This is a genomic window from Bartonella sp. B35(2025), from assembly GCF_053794465.1.
Genome location: NZ_CP200035.1, coordinates 893422 through 913802, shown reverse-complemented (window position 1 = coordinate 913802; position 20381 = coordinate 893422). Strand labels below are relative to the sequence as shown.

Sequence of the window (20381 nt, the reverse complement as noted above, 5' to 3'; positions counted from 1 at the left end):
GAAGGTATTTTAAGAGGTCATTAAGAGCTCTACACCAGCCTCATTCATAGTTTTAAGCATTGTGTTCAGCGATCCGTTTAGGTCAATACCAGCACAGGCATTTAATGAAATACTAACTTTGAAACCACATTTTATGGCATGAAGTGCAGAAAATCCAACACAAAAATCGGTTGCTAAGCCGCATATAGATAGTTTTGTAAAACCATTTTCTTTGAGATAAACTTGTAAGCCTGTTGGTGTTTTTTGATCATTTTCAAAAAAAGCAGAATAGCTATCAATTTTTTTATTATAGCCTTTTCGAAGGATAAGTTGTGCCTTCTCAGCTTTAAGAGATGGATGAAATTCTGCACCTTGTGTTCCCTGTATACAGTGATCAGGCCAAAGTATTTGGGGACCATAATTAAGATTGATTGTGTCATAGGGCTTTTTCTCAGAATAGGAAGAGGCGAAGCTGCAATGATTTTGAGGGTGCCAGTCTTGGGTTAAAATGATATGATTAAAATGGCTTATAAGATTATTGATAGCAGGTAGAATGATATCGCCTTGTGGTACTGCAAGTGTTCCACCTGGTAAAAAATCATTTTGAACATCAATGACGATCAAGGCTTTTTTTTCCATGACATATTCCTGTAAGAGATTTAATTTTGTGTAGTAGCTTTAAAAGTCTATGTTTCGTCTTAAAATTTCAGGATAACTTTATGAATATCAGTGTTATTTTTATAATTATCAAGCCAAAGTAATGGGATAGATAAATTGTTATAATTAGTTTCATAGTTTTTTATTAATTGCAACCATGTGCCAATGGGCAGGGTGCTGTAGTTACTTACAGCTACATGTTGATGTAGGGCTTTAATTATCATAGGGCTTGGTACATCAGATCCCATAAGATAGCGATCATTTTTTAAACGTAATTTTAGCCATATTAAGGCCAGAGGCGAATACCATTGTTTTCCATGACACAAAAGTGCTGAAAAGAGGTGAGGATTTTCTACAGTATAATGTAAAGCCCACAAAGCAAGAAAAGAGGGAGCATAGAGAATTGGTTTTTTTTGTGGTATTATATTACATTGATAAGTTGGTTTAATACGATAAAAACATAATTTTATATTTGGTATAAAAAAGAGAGATGATGTTTGATAACATGTTTCAGGTATAGCTAAAAAGATTTTCTTTTCACTTTCTAATGTGGTGTTTTTTTGCATTCAGAACCATAAGGGGGCTTGTGAGATTAGAGAAAATGTACCAGTATAAAATGAAAAGCTCTGAATTAAACGAAAACTCTGCTTAATCCCAGAACTTAAGAAAAGAGAAAGTAATTTTTTTAAAATCCTAACTCCTTTAATATTGAGCAATATCATAAAGAGAAATTTATGGCACGTCAATTTATCTATCACATGGCTGGACTTAGCAAGGTTCATGGTAATAAAAAAATTTTAGAAAATATTCATCTGTCTTTTTATCCAGATGCTAAAATTGGGATTTTGGGACCAAACGGTGCTGGTAAATCAACGATTTTACGTATTATGGCTGGGTTGGATAAGGAATATACAGGAGAAGCATGGCTTTCTGAGGGAGCATGCTGCGGCTATCTACCACAGGAGCCTGTTCTTGATATAAAAAAAGATGTGCGTGGTAATGTTATGGAAGGTGTCGCGGATAAGCAAGCAATTGTAGAGCGTTATAATGAATTGATGATGAATTATAGCGAGGAAACGGCTGATGAAAGTGCACGTCTTCAGGATATTATCGATAGTCAGAATCTTTGGGATTTGGAAAATCAAGTAGAAATGGCTATGGCTGCTCTTGCCTGTCCACCAGCAAACGAGGATGTGACAAAACTTTCAGGTGGAGAGAAGCGCCGTGTTGCTCTTTGTAGACTGCTTTTATCAAAACCAGATCTATTACTTTTGGATGAGCCCACAAACCATCTAGATGCCGAAACTACGGCTTGGCTTGAAAAGCATCTACGCGAATATTCTGGTGCGGTACTTTTGGTTACACATGATCGCTATTTTCTCGATAATGTAACGGGTTGGATTTTAGAATTAGACCGCGGTAAAGGCATTCCTTATGAGGGTAATTATTCTGCTTATTTGAAAGCTAAAGCCAAGCGTATGGCACAGGAAGGTCGTGAAAAGGCTGCTCTTCAGCGTGTATTGTCACGTGAGCAAGAGTGGATAGCTTCCAGTCCGAAAGGGCGGCAAGCAAAGTCAAAAGCTCGGATTAAAGCTTATGATGAATTGGTGCAGGCTGCTCATGAGCGTCATCCTGGAGAAGCACAAATCATTATTCCTATTGGTGAAAGATTGGGGAAAATTGTCATTGAAGTTGATAAGTTATCTAAAGCATATGGCAATCGTGTATTGATTGATTCTCTTTCTTTTAAGCTTCCTGCAGGGGGAATTGTTGGGGTTATTGGTGCTAATGGTATGGGAAAATCTACCTTGTTTAAAATGTTGACAGGGCAAGAACAGCCAGATTCAGGTCAAATCCGTATTGGGGAAACAGTTCAGATGAGTTACGTTGATCAAAATCGTGATTCGTTAGAAGGTAATAAAACTGTTTGGGAAGAGATTTCTGATGGAAATGACATTATTAAGTTAGGTAAATATGAGATGAATAGCCGCGCTTATTGCAGTGCGTTTAATTTTAAAGGTACAGACCAACAGCAAAAAGTAGCAAATTTGTCAGGAGGTCAGCGCAATAGAGTACATTTAGCTAAGCTTTTAAAAGAGGGCGGTAATGTTCTTCTTCTTGACGAACCAACAAATGATCTAGATACTGAGACGTTGGGTGCATTGGAAGATGCACTAGAAAATTTTGCTGGTTGTGCAGTTATCATCTCGCATGATCGAATGTTTCTTGATAGATTAGCAACTCATATTTTAGCTTTTGAAGGGAATGGTCATGTAGAATGGTTTGAAGGTAATTTTGCTGAGTATGAGGCTGATAAAATTCGTCGTTTCGGTTCAGATGCTTTTAATCTTAAGCGTGTAAGTTATAAGCCGCTTACACGTTAGCATCACTTACCTTGTTTGAATTTGACTGGGAAAATGTTGACAGTATTTGGATGATTCCCGTTTTTTTGAAGGGGAATCATATATTGTACTTTGAGGTTTTCTTAATTTTATCTACGACAATAAAGACAAAATTCTTGATTATATCCTTCATGAAGTGTGCTTTTGGTATATATTATAAGTTTTTTTCATTAAATTATAATTAGAAAGTGGCAAATTTTTATATAAAATCTCGTTACTTGTAGGATGAATGCTTTAACCATTAAGGTGAGTTTGATATTGTTAAATCTTTAGCAATTGCTTATTTTTTGTTATCAAAAATCATACTATCAGAATAAATGAATATATATCTTATTGCTTGATTTTTTATTAATTCGAACAAATATCTACATTTAGTAGCATGACAGTTCGCATAATCATACTTGTTATTAATTTTCCTTAAAAGTACAAAAATGGAAATTTAGTAGATTATTAAGGGGCTGATTTTTGCAGCTGACATGTATCTTTACAAAGTATAGAGCGGCTGTTTCAATTATAGATTTGTAGAAAAGATGTTTTTGCAGAAATAGAGCTATTAGAACAATCATTTTATCCGTATTAATACAGGATGTACTGAACCAGAAAGCGTGATACAGCAATTGTCTAATATAGAGATTAATAGAGTAGCCAAAAAAATAGGAACAAGGGAGAGGTTATACTGATTGTTGTTTGTTATGGTAATGCACTGTGATTGGTTACCGGTTTACAAAATGATTTGTAGCGATCTTACATAAGGATGATAGATGATTCGGAATAAGTACGCTCAAAATTTTGATTTTTTGCTGCAATCTTAAAGAAGTACAAAAATATTTCCAGATTCACATTTTGGCTTCAGTTGTGCAGATTATTGAATAAGCGAGGTAATTGTGTGGATATGATTCGTCTCTTTTATCAAAGCGTAGTATCTATACATACTGCTTGTTTTTAAGACTTTTACAGTGATGGTTTTTTAAAAAAAATGACACATAATTAAAGGATATCTGTTGGTACATTCTGAAATAGAAATGCTTCAAATTGGATCATTTTAAATATTTTTTGCCTAAATTTTTCCATTTTTAGACAATTTGTAACTTTTTTACATTTTTTTGCGTGGAAGATGATAAGAACTGCTTGTTGTTTAGAATATTTTATTCCATAGCAAGGATATTGCATCGGCTATCTTAGTGGTTGATGCAAGAAGACAATCAGGGAACCTCCTCCCCCCCCCCGCGTGGATCCCTTAGATTGTCTGGCCTGGCTGGGAGTTTTCTCAGTCGGGCTTTGTGGGGGGGTAATATTAAAGTTTAATAAAGTTTTGTATGTAGGATATTTGAAGATATTAAGCGTCTGACACTGTATACCGTGTAGTATAAATAGGGAGAGATGTGGGGAGTAATTTGATAGCGAGTATTATCCATATTGCTGTCAATGATTAGAAGAGTCATCCTTTATTAAAAAACTAGACAATATTGTATAAGGGGTGTATATCTAATGTGCTGCAGTGTTTTAGGTAAAAGATAATGGGATTTTGCTGGCGCCGTATTATTTTAATTTTGTTTGTATTTTTGATGTTTGCAACTAGCTTATTTGTTTCTAGAGGTGGAACATTTTATCAATTTGTGTTTGATAGAGCATTTTCTTCTCGTCAAATTAACGTAACAGAAGAGGTGTTTGTTGATGTGACACAAGGGTTACTTTTAGAAAAATTAGCAGTGTCTTTCCCGGATGTTATAATGAAACTTTCTAAAATGAGCTCTCAGCAAAAAAGAGAATTTATTGAGGTTGTACGTCGAGATGCGATCGCTGTTGCTTTTGCGAACGGTCAGAGCAATGAGCGTGCACAGAAATTTGGTGAAGCTGTCGCTATGGCTATATCAAAAGCAGTTTATAATCCCTCTATCGGTGATAATTATTTTTAGTCGTTTCTTTTATAATTATTTTTTATAAAGAAATTATGCTTTTATAGCTGAATATGGAGATAAAAGGTAGACACGCTATTGTAGTGTCGCCTTTTTTTATGGATTTCAGTATATCTATTTCTTGTATAGCATACAGGGGTAGGGGTGCAGGTGTGTGCTGCAACGAATGTATGAAGGTGATTGTGTTTATGGTGTGCTGGTGAAATATTTTGAAGGGGATCAGCAGCGTAAATTTTCATTCAATCTATTTATATTAATTTTTTATAAAAATAAAAAATTAGCATTTATATTATTTGTATATTTATATGTTGTTCTCTATCAAGAAATTGATTTTGATAAGCAGTTTATATTACATAAATTTGCACTAATGGTTATCAGCTTTTAAGAGAATTGGTAAGGAAGAAGCTGTTCTTGGTGGATACTAGAATAGTATCAAGAGTATTTTGGTATCAGCATTTTAATTTATGTTAACTTTTACAATTATAGAATTGACATACATTAGGATTTAATAATCATATGTGAAAAATAATAAAGATTTTATAATAGTGTTTTCATTTACTGAAAGTTTGCAGTGCGATAGCCATATCGGTAATTTGTATATTGTATATCCGATTTAGCATGTTAAAGTTTTCATTATAATTTCTTTATTTTTATATTTTATGAGATGTAGAAATATTATTGAGCCAGTTTAGTAGTTCTTTTATGGGTATAAGAAACTATCTTGAAATTGTCTTAATATTTCCATTTTCACGCCGCTCTTTAGCTTTCTTTTTACATATAATCCGCCTGCAAAATTATCATGGCTGTGATTTAAGAATATCTTAATAAAGAGAAAGAGAATGCAATTTTTGAAAATTCGTTTAAGTACAGTATTTGCTGTATTTTTTATGTTTAACATAAGTCTAGCTTACGCAGTGTTAAGTGTTGCAGGTTCGAGTGAAGATTCGGTGATTATTGCTTCTAAGATGCCTGTTCGCCCTTATGAATCTCTCATTCAGAAATTTGCAACTAAGTATAATGTTCCTATCAACCTAGCGCATGCTGTTGTAAGTATCGAAAGTAGTTATAAAGCGCGCACAAAGGGAGCTGCTGGTGAAATAGGATTGATGCAGATCAAACCATCTACAGCACGAGGATTAGGATTTAACGGTTCTGTGCAAGATCTTTACGATCCTGCGACAAATCTTGAATATGGTATGCGTTATTTGGCACAAGCGCATAAACTGAGTGGTGGCAATACATGTGGCACAATTCTTAAATATAATGCAGGTCACGCTGCCAAAAAAATGAATTCCATTTCGGCAAAATATTGTTCAAAAGTTAAAATTTATCTTGCTTCATTAAAATGATAATACAACTGTAAAAGCAGTGTGTTTTCTGGTTAGATTTTTAAAATATTTTGAGGGATCTATTTTCACTTAATGAAAAATACTTTATAAGTAATATGTCAGTCGGCTGGGCAGCCGCGCTTGTCTCATATCTAAAAGTGGCAGGTGAGGAAAGTCCGGGCTCCATGGAAAAACGGTGCCGGGTAACACCCGGCGGGGGCGACTCTAGGGAAAGTGCCACAGAAAGTAAACCGCCTATTTTTTTAGGTAAGGGTGAAAGGGTGGAGTAAGAGCCCACCGCACATTCAGTAATGAGTGTGGCAAGGTAAACCCCACCGGGAGCAAGACCAAATAGAAATGACGTGCAAGGTTTAGCTTGCAGCCGGTTTCCGGGCGAGTCATTCGGGTAGGTTGCACGAGGCGGGTGGTAACATCCGTCCTAGATGAATGGCTGCCATGTAAAGTGTAAGCTTTACTATACAGAACCCGGCTTATAGGCCGACTGATATCTATGTGATTTACATTGTATGTACTTGGTATTGTACACTAGATTCCATGAAGCTTGTGTTTTTAGCTACACATTTAAATAAAAAGTATTTTTTTTAATCATAACATTTTTTTAAGTATAATGCGTCAATATGCGTGTTGAGCCAATTTTAGCTCCATTTATTCTCATTGTGAGCGATATGAAAGTTAAATTTTGGTTATGATGATATCAGTCACCATTGATGGTTATTGATTTGGAAAAGTATAAATTCAAGACGGATTATTTTGACAAAATATGATAACAGAGCTGAGCGCCATATTCCAGTATTGTTGCAGCCAGTTTTAGCTGGACTTGCACCGTTGGTCGGAGCAAAAGTAATTGATGGCACCTTTGGTGCTGGCGGTTATACACGCGCTCTATTAAATGAGGGTGCTGATGTTATTGCTCTTGATCGCGATCCTTATGCAATTCGTGAGGGGCAATCACTTGTTGATGAATTTTTTCCACGACTTCGTTTAGTACAAATAGCATTTTCACAGTTAGATCGTGTGGTAGAAGAGAAGGTGGATGCAGTTATTCTAGATATTGGTGTATCTTCTATGCAGCTTGATGATGCTGAAAGGGGATTTTCTTTTCAAAGAGATGGTCCGTTGGATATGCGAATGGCTCAGACAGGTTTTACAGCCGGTGATATTGTGAATCGTTTAAAAGTAGATGAGTTAACTCGGATATTTAAGATATTAGGAGAGGAGCGCTATGCGAGTCGAATTGCACGGATGATTGAAAACCGCCGCTGTATTCGCCCTTTTCTGCGTACAGGTGATCTTGCCAATGCTATAGAAGCATTGGTGGGTCGTAAATCAAGAGATCGTATTCATCCCGCAACACGTGTATTTCAAGCTCTTCGTATATATGTTAATGACGAAATTGGTGAGCTTGCACGTGGTTTATTTGCTGCCGAACGTGTTTTAAAAGCAGGAGGGCGTTTAGGCATAGTTAGTTTTCATTCTCTTGAAGATCGTATGGTTAAAAATTTTTTTTCTATTCGTTCAGGAGGGTATGGAAGATCGCGCCATCTTCCTGAAATAGAGGCAGCTCCAGCAACATTTTTTCCTTTGTTTAAAGGCGGAATAACTGCAAATAAAGAAGAATTACAGCAAAATCCTCGTGCACGTTCTGCAAGGTTGCGTATTGGTGTACGCACTGAAGCTGATAGTCTTGCTGCCGATATGAAATTGTTTGGCTTAGAAGAGATTGCCAGTTTTGAAGGCAGCAAGAAATGACAATTTTTCGTACATTGGATATAATTTTATGGATGGTTATGATTTGTATGGCAGGCTTCACATATAAGGTAAAATATGATGTTCAAAAACGAATTAACGAAGTTGGTCGTCTTGAACGTGAAATTGCTGCAGAAAAAAATATGGTTAATTTGCTTCATGCTGAATGGGCTGTGATGATAGAGCCTTCACGCATGCAAAAACTTGCAAAGCGTTATCAAAAAGAGCTTAATCTAGAAATGATACAGCCTCGTCAAATTGTTGGATTGGAAGATATTCCAATGCGTTTATATGATCAAATTGACGAGGTGATTAAACAAAATACCCTTGAAGAGAATAAAGGTTTTTTGGCTAATAATCATATTTCACATATGAATGGTTTTGTTCAAAAGGGTATGCGATGATGAAGCAATTATTTTTACAGAAGAAAAATAATTTAAATAACTCATTGAATTTTCAAAAAAAATCTATTTATTATTCAAATTCTGGCTGCTTATGGTTATTTATTTTTTTATTCATTTTTTTTGCTTTTTACAGTATTATAGGAGTCTGCCTTATTTCTTATGGGCTTAAAGGTGGTCAGATTGAAGAAGCAAAAGGGCCGGTAGCATTGCAGTTGGCTGTTCGTCCTGATATTATTGACCGCAATGGTCGTTTATTAGCAACAGATATTGAGACTTATTCGCTCTTTGCTGAACCACGACGTATTGTTGATGTAGATGAAACAATTGAATTACTTTCAACAGTTTTGCCCGATCTTAATTGGCAGGAAATGTATAAGCGCTTAAAAAAAAAGTCTGGTTTCTCTTGGATTCAGCGTGGGCTAACACCGATGCAAAAAGCAAAAATTATGGCACTTGGAATTCCAGGTATTGGTTTTCGTAATGAAATACGCCGTTTTTATCCAGGTGGATCTATAGCTTCGCATATTCTCGGTATGGTTAATGTTGATAACCAGGGTATAGCGGGTATGGAAAAATATATTGATGATGCTGGCTTGAGTGTTTTGCGTGCTGCTGGTCTTGCTACTAAAGCCTCATTAAAGCCGGTTCAGCTTTCCATTGATGTGCGTATTCAGACAATTGTGCATGATGAACTTATCAAAGCAGTGAAGCGCTATAAAGCAATTGCTGCAGGAGCAGTTATTTTAAATATTCACACCAGTGAAGTTTTAGCTATGGTATCTATACCTGATTTTGATCCTAGAAATCCTGTTGATGCTCTAAAAAGTGATCGCTTAAATCGGATGACTGCTGGAACTTTTGAAATGGGGTCTATCATTAAAAGTTTTACAACTGCAATGGCACTTGATTCAAATATTTTTCACTTAAACAGTGTCATTGATGCTTCACAACCTATTCAAGTAAGTCGAAACTATTTTATTCGTGATTTTCATGGAAAAAATCGTCCCTTAACATTATGGGAGGTTTTTATTTATTCTTCTAATATTGGCTCAGCTAAAGAAGCATTAGCAATAGGGATTGATGGACATCGTGATTTTTTAAAACGGATTGGTTTACTTGATCGTATGATAACAGAATTACCTGAAGTAGCTCATCCTGTTGTGCCGCGTCATTGGCAAGATGTCCATTCTATGACTATTTCTTTTGGACATGGTATGGCGACAACACCTTTGCAAACAGCAGTAGGCGCTGCTGCTTTAATGAATGGTGGTAAGCTCATTGCACCTACATTTTTAAAACGCACAAAAGCACAAGCTTTGAAACATGCAAAACAAGTACTGCATACCAAAACAAGTCAAGATATGCGTTATCTTTATAAATTAAATAGTGATATTGGTTCTGGGCGTAATGCAAAAGTGGAAGGTTATCGTGTTGGTGGGAAGACAGGAACAGCTGAAAAAGTTGAAAATGGAAAATATTCTAAGACAAAAAATTTTAATAGTTTTCTTGCCGCTTTTCCAATTGATAATCCCTCTTATGTGGTCTTAACAATTATTGATGAACCTCAGCCTGAAGATGGAAAAAAATCGGCAACAGCAGCAATGAATGCGGGGCCGATACTTGCTAATATTATTCGCCGTTCAGCTAGTTTTCTAGGAATAAAACCAGATTTTAAGAAAGAATATGAGCCAGTTTTAAGTATGAATAGCAATATGAGATTATTTAGGACAATGGTGAAAAATTAGCATATTGAATATAGGTGTATCGCCATGTTGCTTGGAGAATTATTTACGGAATGGATTAAAGAAGATAGTCTTCACTTCATTGAAGTTACAGGAATAAGTGCAGATTCTCGGCAAATATTGCCAGGCTATGTTTTTGTAGCTATTCAAGGAAATAAAAGTGATGGTAGACAGTATATAAATGATGCTATAAAGCGTGGTGCGCGGGTAATCGTTACAGATTATAATTTTGTTCTTGAAAATTTATCTGTTCCAGTTTTGCATGTTTTTAATGTTCGTCATAGTTTAGCTATAGCCGCGGCACGTTTTTACAGTTCTCAGCCTGAAATTATTGTGGCTGTGACAGGTACAAGTGGTAAGACATCAGTTGTATCTTTTCTTCAGCAAATTTGGAAATATGCTGGGGTTTGTGCAGCTAGTATAGGAACAGTAGGTATTATTTCTCCTAAACGAAATGATTGTGGATCTCTTACAACTTTGGATCCGGTAATATTACATCGTTTATTACGTGAGATGACTCAGGAAGGTGTGACGCATGTCGCTCTTGAAGCCTCTTCGCACGGACTTGATCAGAACCGACTTGATGGAGTCCGGTTAGAAGCTGCTATTTTTACTAATTTAGGTCGTGATCATATGGATTATCACACGTGCGTAGATGATTATTTACGTGCTAAAATGATATTGTTTGATACACTTTTACCACAAGATGCACCTGCTTTGATTTTTGCAGATGATGTTTATTCAAAAAGAGTTATTGATTATGTCACACAAGTACATCGCCGTGTATTAACAATTGGACGTAAAGGGCAGTTTATTACAATTAATCGTGTTGAACATCAACGTTCAAAACAGTGTGTTGAATGTCGTATGGATAATAATATTTATACATTTGATTTGCCTTTAGTTGGAGATTTTCAGGTAGCAAATGCACTTATGGCTGCGGGAATGGCAATTACAATGGGTGTGTCTCCTGATAAAGTTTTTCGTTCTCTTGAAACTTTGCAGGGGGCACCTGGTCGGCTAGAATTGGTTGGAAAGACAGAAAATAATGCTCCTGTTTATATAGACTATGCACATAAACCGGAAGCTTTGGAGCAGGTATTACTTGCTGTTCGCCCCTTTACACAGGGACGTTTAATTCTTGTTTTTGGTTGTGGTGGTGATCGTGATCAAGGAAAAAGACCGTTGATGGGGAAAATTGCAGTTAATAAGGCTGATATTGTTATTGTAACTGATGATAATCCCCGTACTGAAGTACCAGAAAAAATCCGAAAAGATATTTTACAAGCGGCGCCAGGAGCGATAGAAATAGCAGATCGAGGTGAAGCAATTTCTCATGCAATAGAGCTTCTTGAAGCTGGGGATACATTAATTATAGCTGGAAAAGGTCATGAAAATGGTCAGATTATAGGGCAAGAAATATATCCTTTTTCAGATCGTTTGCGAGCGCTTTCTGCTTTAAAAGAAAGGCATAAATGACTATTTTGTGGGATAAACAGACACTCTTGACTGTAATGGATGGTTTTGCACTTGGGTGTTTACCAGAAACTTTTTCTGGGATTTCTATTGATAGCCGCACACTTATAAAAGGTGATATCTTTTTTTGTATTAAAGGTGATCATTTTGATGGCCATGATTTTGCTGCACAAGCTTATGCAAAAGGTGCTGGAGTTGTTATAATTGCGCAAGATCATTTATCTAAAATGAGAAAATTAGCTCTTCCATTTATTGTTGTTTCTGATGTTTTTCATGCATTAAAAAAGCTTGCACAAGCAGCACGTAGGCGTTCAAAAGCAAAGATTATAGCTGTAACTGGTTCCGTTGGAAAAACAACAACAAAAGAAATTCTTAAACAAGCACTTGAAACTGTTGGGAAAGTTCATGCTAATCTTGCATCTTTAAATAATTGTTGGGGGGTGCCACTAACTTTGGCACGGATGCCTGTAGATAGTGATTATGGTATTTTTGAAATTGGTATGAATCATAAAGATGAAATTCGTCCTTTAGTGAAGTTGATCCGTCCACATGTGGCTTTGATTACTCGCATTGCTGCTGGACATATGGGTTTCTTTAAAAATCTTACAGAAATTGCAGATGCAAAAGCTGAAATCTTTGAAGGATTGGATAAGGGGGGTACCGTTGTTTTAAATGCAGATGATGATTTTTTTTCTCATTTAGTTCATAAAGCAAAGCAGTGTGGTATCAAAAAGATTTTAAGCTTTGGTGAGTGTGATTATGCTGATTATCAAGCGAAAGAGCTTCATCTTTTTAAAGATTCTTCTCGTATGATGGTGGATATTTCTGGGCGTAATTTGGGCTATGATATGATGGTTACAATTGGTGCTCCTGGTCAGCATATAGTACAAAATAGCTTAGGTGTTCTCGCTGTTTGTGATGTAGTTGGTGCGGATTTAGCGCGTGTTGTACTTGCTTTGAGCTGTTTTTCTCTACAAAAAGGTCGCGGTATTTGTTATCGGTTATCTTTACCAAATGGTGGTGTATTTCATTTAATCGATGAAAGTTATAATGCTAACCCTGCTTCCATGCAGGCAGCTCTTAATCTTCTTGCTACAGGGCCAGTTGGAAAAAAGGGGCGACGGATTGCTGTTTTGGGCGATATGCTTGAATTGGGAGATTATAGTGAAAAGCTTCATCGTGATTTAGCAAAGCCGATATGTATTTCTGGTGCTAATCCAGTTTTTTTATTTGGTGAAGCAATGAGGTTTTTGACTATCGATCTATCTGCTTTCATTAAAGTTTATTATGCTGAAAATAGTAAAAAGATTTTACCGTTTATTTTTTCAGAAATTTCAGATGGGGATTTGATTATGGTTAAATCATCCCGTAGTGTTTATTCATCATATATTGTGACTGAAATTTTGGACCATTATAAGGTAATTTCTTGATAATTTTAATAGGTTTTTTTATTCTATGATGCTATTCTTATCTTCATTTAATGATTGGATTCCAGGTGTCAATGTTTTTCGTTATATTACTTTTCGTACTGTGGCGGCCATGCTTACGTCAGGATTAATTGTGTTTTTATTTGGTCCTAGCATCATTTCTTCTCTTAAATTGCGGCAGGGAAAAGGACAACCAATACGAGCGGATGGTCCTCAAACACATTTTAAAAAAGCTGGAACACCTACTATGGGTGGATTGATAATTTTAACTGGTATTGTGGTATCAGCGCTTTTGTGGTGTAATTTATCGAATATTTATTTTTGGGTATCGTTGTTTGTTATGCTTTCTTTTGGGATCATTGGTTTTTACGATGATTATCTTAAGGTAACAAAACAAACAGAGAAGGGGTTTTCTGGTAAGGCACGGTTAAGCCTAGAGTTTTTTATTGCAGTAATTGCTTCTTTTGTCATTTTACAAATTGGTTCGTCAGGATTAGCTTTGCCCTTTGTGAAGGATTATTTTATTAATTTAAGTTGGTTTTTTCTTCCTTTTTCTGCTTTTGTTATAGTAGGAACTGGTAATGCAGTTAATTTAACCGATGGTCTTGATGGACTTGCTATAGTTCCTGTAATGGTTGCTGCTTTATCTTTTGCTTTGATTGCTTATCTTTCTGGTAATATAAATTTTGCTGATTATCTACAGATCCATTATGTGTCGGGGACAGGTGAATTAGCTGTTTTACTGGGAGCTGTTGTTGGTGCTGGTCTTGGATTTTTATGGTTTAATGCGCCTCCAGCAGCTATTTTTATGGGAGATACTGGTTCATTAGCACTTGGAGGGTTACTGGGTGTTGTTTCTGTCATAACTAAGCATGAAATTGTTTTAGCTTTTGTTGGTGGGCTTTTTGTTTTAGAAGGATTTTCAGTTGTTATTCAGGTTGGATATTTCAAATTAACAAAAAAGCGTGTGTTTCTTATGGCACCGATCCACCATCATTTTGAAAAAAAAGGTTGGACTGAAAGTCAGGTCGTAATACGTTTTTGGATTATTTCGATTGTTCTTGCTTTGATTGGTTTGTCAACACTTAAATTACGGTAAGATTTTGATTTCTGTTGAACATTATAAAGGTCAAAAAGTTGCTCTGTTTGGATTAGGACAGTCAGGGTTAGCTACAGCACAAGCATTACTCAGTGGCGGTGCAGAAGTGGTTGCGTGGGATGATAATTCTTCAGGCGTGGAAATGGCTTGTAGAAAAAATATTCCAACGAAAGATCTTCAGTATGAAGATTGGTCAGAATTTGTTGCATTGATTTTAGCTCCTGGTGTTCCTTTGACTCATCCTAAATCTCATTGGGTTGTTGATAAAGCACGTCAAGCAGGTATAGAAATTGTTGGTGATATTGAATTATTCGTTCGTGCACGCAATCATTTTTTACAGCACTATGGTTTTTGTGATTGGGATATTCCATTCATTGCGATTACAGGTACGAATGGGAAATCGACAACAACAGCTTTGCTTGCTCATCTTTTAGAACAAATGGGCTATGATGTACAGATTGGGGGAAATATTGGAACTGCAATATTAACTCTTAAACCATTCATTAAAAACCGTATTTATGTTATTGAGTGCTCATCATTTCAAATTGATCTTACACCATCTCTTCAGCCGACTATTGGTATATTATTGAATTTAACGCCTGATCATATTGATCGTCATGGTAGCTTTGCTAATTATGTACAAACTAAAAGGCAGCTAGTTGCGAGAGCTTCTCGTTCTTTCATTTCAGTTGACGATGAAGCTTGTCAGGTTTTGTATCAGCAATTGATTCATGATGGTTGTCAGATTGAGGCAATTTCTAAGAAATATTCTATTGAAAATGGTTTTTATATGGATAAGAGAAAACTTTTTTCTGTTCGCCATGGTCAGCACTGTATGCTTGCAGATCTTGCTAATATGACGTCGTTACGTGGTGATCATAACGCGCAAAATGCTCTTATGGCTTTAGCAATATTGCAGGCCTTAAAAATTACTGATCCACATATCGAAAAACACTTGGAGAATTATAAAGGGTTAGCGCATCGTATGCAGCAAGTACGTAAAATTCGATCAGTGTTGTTTATTAATGATAGTAAGGCCACTAATGCAGATGCGTCAGCTTCTGCACTTTCTGCGTTTGATAATATTTTTTGGATTATTGGAGGACAGGCGAAAGAAGGTGGGATTGATACTCTTAGAAGATTTTTTCATAAAATTCGCAAAGCTTATTTAATTGGAACTTCAGCAGAAGAATTTTCCAACGTTATTGGATCATCTTTTCCTTTTTCGATGAGCTTAACTTTAGAAAATGCGGTATATGAAGCAGCTGTTGATGCAATTCGTTATAAAGCAAAAGAGGCTGTTGTTCTTTTTTCACCGGCTTGTGCAAGTTATGATCAATTTAAAAATTATGAAGTACGTGGAGAAGCCTTTGTTTCTTTTGTTATGCAGTTAAAAGAAACAGAAATTGTGAAAAAATGATTTTTTGTTAACATTCCAGAATTTTTTTTCGTGTAATTCACTTTCTGAAGTGCTGACTAAAAACAGTAAATTATGTCACTTTAAGCAGAATAACGAAAAGGATAAAGTAAATATTATGGTTACTCGTGCCGATCGAGATCTGACTGCAAATTGGTGGTGGACAATTGATCGTTCCATTCTTTCTGCTTGTTTGATCTTAATGGGAATAGGAATCATTTTATCTTTTGCTGCGAGCCCCCCTATTACAAAAAAAATTGGGATTGCTGATAGTTTTTATTTTGTGCGGTGGCACATTATTTTCAGTATATTTGCATTTTTTATCATGATTACTATTTCTTTTTTTTCACCTCGTAATATTCGTCGTTTAGGCGCCTTTTTATTGGTTACGACGCTTATTCTTATGGTAGCAACTTTATTCTTTGGTTTAGAATTTAAGGGAGCTCGGCGGTGGATTCGCGTGTTTGGTACTTCTGTACAAGCTTCAGAGTTTATGAAGCCAGCTTTGGTGATAGTGTCTGCTTGGCTTTTTTCAAAACAGGCATGGTACATTGGCATTTTTAGCTACATATTAGCTACTGTACTTTGTGTTTTTTGTTGTATACTTCTCATTTTACAGCCTGATATTGGTCAAACACTTTTGCTTATTGCAACATGGGGTAGTGTATTTTGTATCACAGGTGTGCCTTTTGTCATTATTTTGTTATTTATCATTGTAGGTATTGCAGTATATGCTTTAGCTTATCTTTTTTTTCACCATGTACGTGAACGTGTTAATGGATTTTTGGCAGGTGAAGGCAATACTTTTCAAGTCGATGTAGGACGTGAAGCTATTTTGAATGGTGGTTGGTTTGGGCAAGGACCGGGTGAGGGAACAGTGAAGCGCATTATTCCAGATAGCCATACGGATTTTGTATTTTCTGTTGCCGCTGAAGAATATGGTATTATTCTCTGTTTATTGATTATGATGCTTTTTGGCTTTATCGTTATCCGTTCGCTTTATATAGCATTGAATACACGTGATTCATTTATACGTTTTGGTATCACTGGTATAGCGGTAATGATTGGTATTCAATCAGGAATTAATATGGCGGTTAATCTTCATTTAATACCTCCCAAAGGTATGACATTGCCATTTATTTCTTATGGTGGTTCATCTATGGTAGCAGTTGCTATTTCAATGGGTATTTTGCTTAGCTTGACACGCCGCTGGCCAGAAGCATGTCTTTCAGCTTTTTCCTTACCAGCTGTTTTGGATGCTACTTATGGCACATAAAAAAGTTATTGTTTTGGTTGCTGGTGGTACAGGTGGACATCTTTTTCCTGCAGAAGCACTGGCTGTTGAATTAAGGCAGCGTGGGTATGATGTTCATTTGGCAACAGATAGAAGAGCTCAGCGTTTTGTTCGTCACTTTGATGCTGAACATATTCATATTATTTCATCGGCAACATTTGCACGACATCATCCTTTTGCATTTATAAAAACACTTTGGCTTTTGTTGAAAGGGATGGGGCAATCATTAGCACTTTTTTATAGATTACGTCCTGTTCTTGTTGGTGGGTTTGGTGGTTATCCTACCTTTCCTCCTATTTTAGTTTCTGCTTTAACGAGGCACGTAACATTTATTCATGAACAAAATGCTGTTATGGGGCGTGCCAATAGAATGTTGGCAGCTTTGGTACATGCGATAGCAGGTGGTTTATTATCCTCAAATAGTGCCTATGCTCATAAAACATTTTTAACAGGTAACCCTGTGCGTGAGGATATTCTCAAAGCAGCAAAAATTCCTTATTGTCCTTCTACTGGCGAAAATACATTTCATTTTTTGGTTTTTGGTGGTAGCCAAGGAGCTTCTTTTTTTTCAAAAATTGTACCTGAAGCAATTGCTTTGTTAGATAGTAAGATACGTAAACGCTTACAGATTAGCCAGCAAGTTCGAGATGAAGCTGTAAAGTTGATAAAGATCTATCGTGATATGGGTGTGCAAGCAGAAGTTGCTCCTTTTTTTGATGATATGGCTGAACGTATGGCGCGATCTCATTTTATTTTATCACGTGCTGGTGCTTCATCTGTTTGTGAAATAGCTGTGATTGGGCGTCCTGCTTTGCTTATTCCATATCCTCATGCCTTAGATCATGATCAGGCAGCGAATGCAGAACGGCTTGCTACAGGAGGAGGTGCTCAAATTAGGTTAGAAAAAGATTTAGATGCACAAGGACTTGCTTCTTTCTTAACGAAAATTTTTGGTGAATCGCATTTATTAGAAAAACAAGCACTGGCTGCAAAAAAGGTTGGGCAACCTTATGCAACCAACCGCCTTGCCGATATGGCTGAAGCGTTGATTGCGAAGCAGTCACTGTTAGATTTAAAGAGGATTTTTGATGAAAATGCCACTTAATATCGGCCTTATCCATTTTGTCGGAATCGGTGGAATTGGTATGAGCGGAATCGCTGAGGTTTTTCACAATCTTGGCTATAAAGTTCAAGGATCCGACCAAGTTGATAATACGAATGTTGAACGTTTACGGAGACGGGGAATTAATGTTTATATAGGCCATTGTGCTGAAAATTTAAGAGAAGCAGAGGTTGTTGTTATCTCTACTGCTATAAAAAAAACAAACCCTGAATATATCGCTGCAAAAGAAAGGCATTTACCGGTTGTAAGGCGTGCAGAAATGCTTGCTGAGCTAATGCGGTTTCGTCGAGCAATTGCCGTTGGCGGTACGCATGGAAAAACAACCACTACATCAATGATCGCTGCACTTCTTGATATCGGTAGTTTTGATCCAATGGTGATTAATGGCGGTATCATTAATGATTATGGCACCAATGCTCGTATGGGGGGTGGTGATTGGATGGTAGTTGAAGCTGATGAAAGTGATGGTACATTTTTAAAGTTACCTGCCGATATTGCTGTTGTTACCAATATTGATTCTGAGCATTTAGACCATTACGGTAGTTTTGGTGCTGTACGTGAGGCTTTTCGGCAATTTGTTGAAAATGTTCCTTTTTATGGTTTTGCTGTTTTGTGCCTTGATCACCCAGAGGTTCAGACATTGGCAAGCCGTATCGATGATCGTTGGATAATTACTTATGGTGCAAATCCACAAGCTGATGTTCGTTTTTTTAATCTTTCTATGAATGGTCAAAAAACACATTTTGATGTTATCATTCGCTCACGAAAAACAGGTAAAGAAACTGAATTTAGAAATTTGGTTTTGCCAATGTCGGGACGACACAATGTTTCTAATGCTACTGCAGCGATTACTATTGCTTATGAACTTGGTATATCACATGAATCTATAAAAAGGGGTTTAGCAGAATTTGGTGGAGTAAAACGCCGTTTTACGCAAACAGGGAGTTGGCGTGGTATTGAAATATTCGATGATTATGGGCATCATCCTGTCGAAATAAAAGCTGTCTTACGTGCAGCCCGTGAAAGTGCAAAAGGGCGAGTTATTGCGATTGTACAGCCACATCGATATTCACGTTTACGTAATTTATTTGATGATTTTGCTGGTTGTTTTAATGATGCAGATACAGTAATGATTACACCGGTTTATGCAGCTGGTGAAGAGCCAATTGCTGATTTCGATTCTAAAGAATTGGTAAACCATATTCAAATGGCAGGTCATCGTGATGTGCGTTTGATTAATTCTTTAGAAGATGTTGTTTTGGTTGTATCCACATTTGCTAAGCTTGGTGATTATGTTATTTTTCTTGGTGCTGGCAATATTACACAATGGGCATGGGCATTGCCTAAGCAGTTAGCGGTACTTGATAGCAATGATAAATTTTCAGCAAATTGATGGTGAGGCGTTATTAGCGCAGTTGAAATCGGTGTTAAGCGGTATAAAGGGTAAACTTACACCTAATGTTGAAATGCGTAAGGTGACATGGTTTCGAACCGGTGGATTAGCTGAGCTTTTTTATCAACCTGCGGATGAAGACGATTTAGCTCTATTTCTTAAGATTTTGCCTGAATCTGTTCCAATAACAATTGTGGGGATTGGTTCTAATCTTTTGGTGCGTGATGGAGGTATTCCTGGTGTTGTTATTCGTCTTTCAGCAAAAGGTTTTGGACAAATTCAGCAAATTTCTCCAAATCGCTTTTTAGTTGGTGCTGCTACAGCAGATAAACATTTAGCAGTGGCAGCTTTAAAAGCTGAGATTGCAGGTTTTCATTTTTATTATGGTATTCCTGGTGGTATTGGTGGAGCACTGAAAATGAATGCAGGAGCTAATGGTGTTGAAACAGCTGCACGTGTTGTTGAAGTTTATGCACTTGATCGTAAAGCACAACGCCATACCTTAAGTTTAGAAGATATGCATTATTCTTATCGCTGTTGTGATATCCAGGAAGATCTTATTTTTACTGCTGCATTGTTAGAAGGGCAGCAAGGCGATAAAGATGAAATTCGTGCTTCCATGAATGAAGTTGCTCTTCATAGAGAAACAGTACAACCTATTCGTGAAAAAACAGGTGGATCTACCTTCCGAAATCCTGCAGATACATCTGCATGGCGTGTTATTGATGAAGCAGGGTGTCGTGGTTTACGAATTGGCGATGCACAAATGAGTGAAATGCACTGTAATTTTATGATTAATATGGGTCAAGCAACAGGCTATGATCTTGAAGCATTGGGTGAAACAGTGCGTGCTCGTGTTTTTGCTCACTCAGCTCATCTGTTACAGTGGGAAATACAGCGTATCGGTCAATTTGAACAAGGCCGTATAGTTCCTTCTTTTGATTAGTTTTATTAGTT

Annotated in this window: 17 protein-coding genes and 1 other RNA gene; 16 read left to right on the top strand and 2 right to left on the bottom strand. The window is 36.7% G+C overall.

Going from position 1 to position 20381, the window contains the following annotated elements; all coding sequences use genetic code 11:
• Positions 1-9: 9 nt before the first annotated feature.
• Entirely contained in the window at positions 10-618 is a 609-nt protein-coding gene (pncA, locus tag V4P56_RS03840) for a bifunctional nicotinamidase/pyrazinamidase (protein WP_455481629.1), read from the bottom strand.
• A gap of 59 nt (positions 619-677) precedes the next feature.
• Complete coding sequence (locus V4P56_RS03835; RefSeq protein ID WP_455481628.1) at positions 678-1202, bottom strand: hypothetical protein; 525 nt, start codon at positions 1200-1202, stop codon at positions 678-680.
• Positions 1203-1370: 168 nt separating this feature from the next.
• On the opposite strand from V4P56_RS03835, the gene ettA reads away from it, so the two are divergent.
• From ettA to murB, 16 genes are all read left to right on the top strand, one after another.
• A complete protein-coding gene (ettA, locus tag V4P56_RS03830; RefSeq protein WP_455481627.1) occupies positions 1371-3020 on the top strand; it encodes an energy-dependent translational throttle protein EttA in 1650 nt (549 codons plus the stop codon).
• 1535 nt (positions 3021-4555) lie between these two features.
• Complete coding sequence (locus V4P56_RS03825; RefSeq protein ID WP_455481626.1) at positions 4556-4954, top strand: hypothetical protein; 399 nt, start codon at positions 4556-4558, stop codon at positions 4952-4954.
• Positions 4955-5108: 154 nt separating this feature from the next.
• Complete coding sequence (locus V4P56_RS03820; protein WP_455481625.1) at positions 5109-5339, top strand: hypothetical protein; 231 nt, start codon at positions 5109-5111, stop codon at positions 5337-5339.
• A 454-nt stretch (positions 5340-5793) separates the two neighbouring features.
• The gene (locus tag V4P56_RS03815) at positions 5794-6303 is read left to right on the top strand and encodes a lytic transglycosylase domain-containing protein (RefSeq protein WP_455481624.1); all 510 of its coding nucleotides are present in this window, start codon (positions 5794-5796) and stop codon (positions 6301-6303) included.
• Positions 6304-6401: 98 nt separating this feature from the next.
• An RNA gene (rnpB, locus tag V4P56_RS03810) (RNase P RNA component class A) lies at positions 6402-6792 on the top strand.
• 261 nt (positions 6793-7053) lie between these two features.
• Complete coding sequence (gene rsmH / locus V4P56_RS03805; protein WP_455481623.1) at positions 7054-8052, top strand: 16S rRNA (cytosine(1402)-N(4))-methyltransferase RsmH; 999 nt, start codon at positions 7054-7056, stop codon at positions 8050-8052.
• Positions 8049-8453, top strand: coding sequence for a cell division protein FtsL (ftsL, locus tag V4P56_RS03800; protein ID WP_455481622.1), 405 nt, complete (start codon positions 8049-8051; stop codon positions 8451-8453). The genes rsmH and ftsL overlap by 4 nt, the downstream gene beginning before the upstream one ends.
• Positions 8453-10198, top strand: a complete 1746-nt coding sequence (locus V4P56_RS03795; protein ID WP_455482652.1) for a peptidoglycan D,D-transpeptidase FtsI family protein — start codon at positions 8453-8455, stop codon at positions 10196-10198. Before ftsL ends, V4P56_RS03795 begins: the two co-directional genes overlap by 1 nt.
• Positions 10199-10222: 24 nt before the next feature.
• A complete protein-coding gene (locus tag V4P56_RS03790) occupies positions 10223-11674 on the top strand; it encodes a UDP-N-acetylmuramoyl-L-alanyl-D-glutamate--2,6-diaminopimelate ligase (RefSeq protein WP_455481621.1) in 1452 nt (483 codons plus the stop codon).
• Positions 11671-13101, top strand: a complete 1431-nt coding sequence (locus V4P56_RS03785) for a UDP-N-acetylmuramoyl-tripeptide--D-alanyl-D-alanine ligase (RefSeq protein ID WP_455481620.1) — start codon at positions 11671-11673, stop codon at positions 13099-13101. The genes V4P56_RS03790 and V4P56_RS03785 overlap by 4 nt, the downstream gene beginning before the upstream one ends.
• Before the next feature lie 25 nt (positions 13102-13126).
• Positions 13127-14197 (top strand): phospho-N-acetylmuramoyl-pentapeptide-transferase, encoded by a 1071-nt coding sequence (gene mraY, locus V4P56_RS03780; RefSeq protein WP_455481619.1) that lies wholly within the window; start codon positions 13127-13129, stop codon positions 14195-14197.
• Between the two features lie 4 nt (positions 14198-14201).
• Positions 14202-15617 carry a UDP-N-acetylmuramoyl-L-alanine--D-glutamate ligase gene (gene murD / locus V4P56_RS03775; protein WP_455482651.1) on the top strand — a complete coding sequence of 472 codons (1416 nt, stop codon included), beginning with the start codon at positions 14202-14204 and terminating at the stop codon, positions 15615-15617.
• A 115-nt stretch (positions 15618-15732) separates the two neighbouring features.
• On the top strand, positions 15733-16890 hold the full coding sequence (locus tag V4P56_RS03770; RefSeq protein WP_455481618.1) for an FtsW/RodA/SpoVE family cell cycle protein: 1158 nt from the start codon (positions 15733-15735) through the stop codon (positions 16888-16890).
• Positions 16880-18013: a UDP-N-acetylglucosamine--N-acetylmuramyl-(pentapeptide) pyrophosphoryl-undecaprenol N-acetylglucosamine transferase gene (locus V4P56_RS03765; protein ID WP_455481617.1), complete on the top strand. Its 1134-nt coding sequence runs from the start codon at positions 16880-16882 to the stop codon at positions 18011-18013. The genes V4P56_RS03770 and V4P56_RS03765 overlap by 11 nt, the downstream gene beginning before the upstream one ends.
• Positions 17997-19424 (top strand): UDP-N-acetylmuramate--L-alanine ligase, encoded by a 1428-nt coding sequence (gene murC, locus V4P56_RS03760; protein ID WP_455481616.1) that lies wholly within the window; start codon positions 17997-17999, stop codon positions 19422-19424. The genes V4P56_RS03765 and murC overlap by 17 nt, the downstream gene beginning before the upstream one ends.
• Positions 19402-20370, top strand: coding sequence for a UDP-N-acetylmuramate dehydrogenase (gene murB, locus V4P56_RS03755; protein WP_455481615.1), 969 nt, complete (start codon positions 19402-19404; stop codon positions 20368-20370). The genes murC and murB overlap by 23 nt, the downstream gene beginning before the upstream one ends.
• Positions 20371-20381 lie beyond the last annotated feature (11 nt).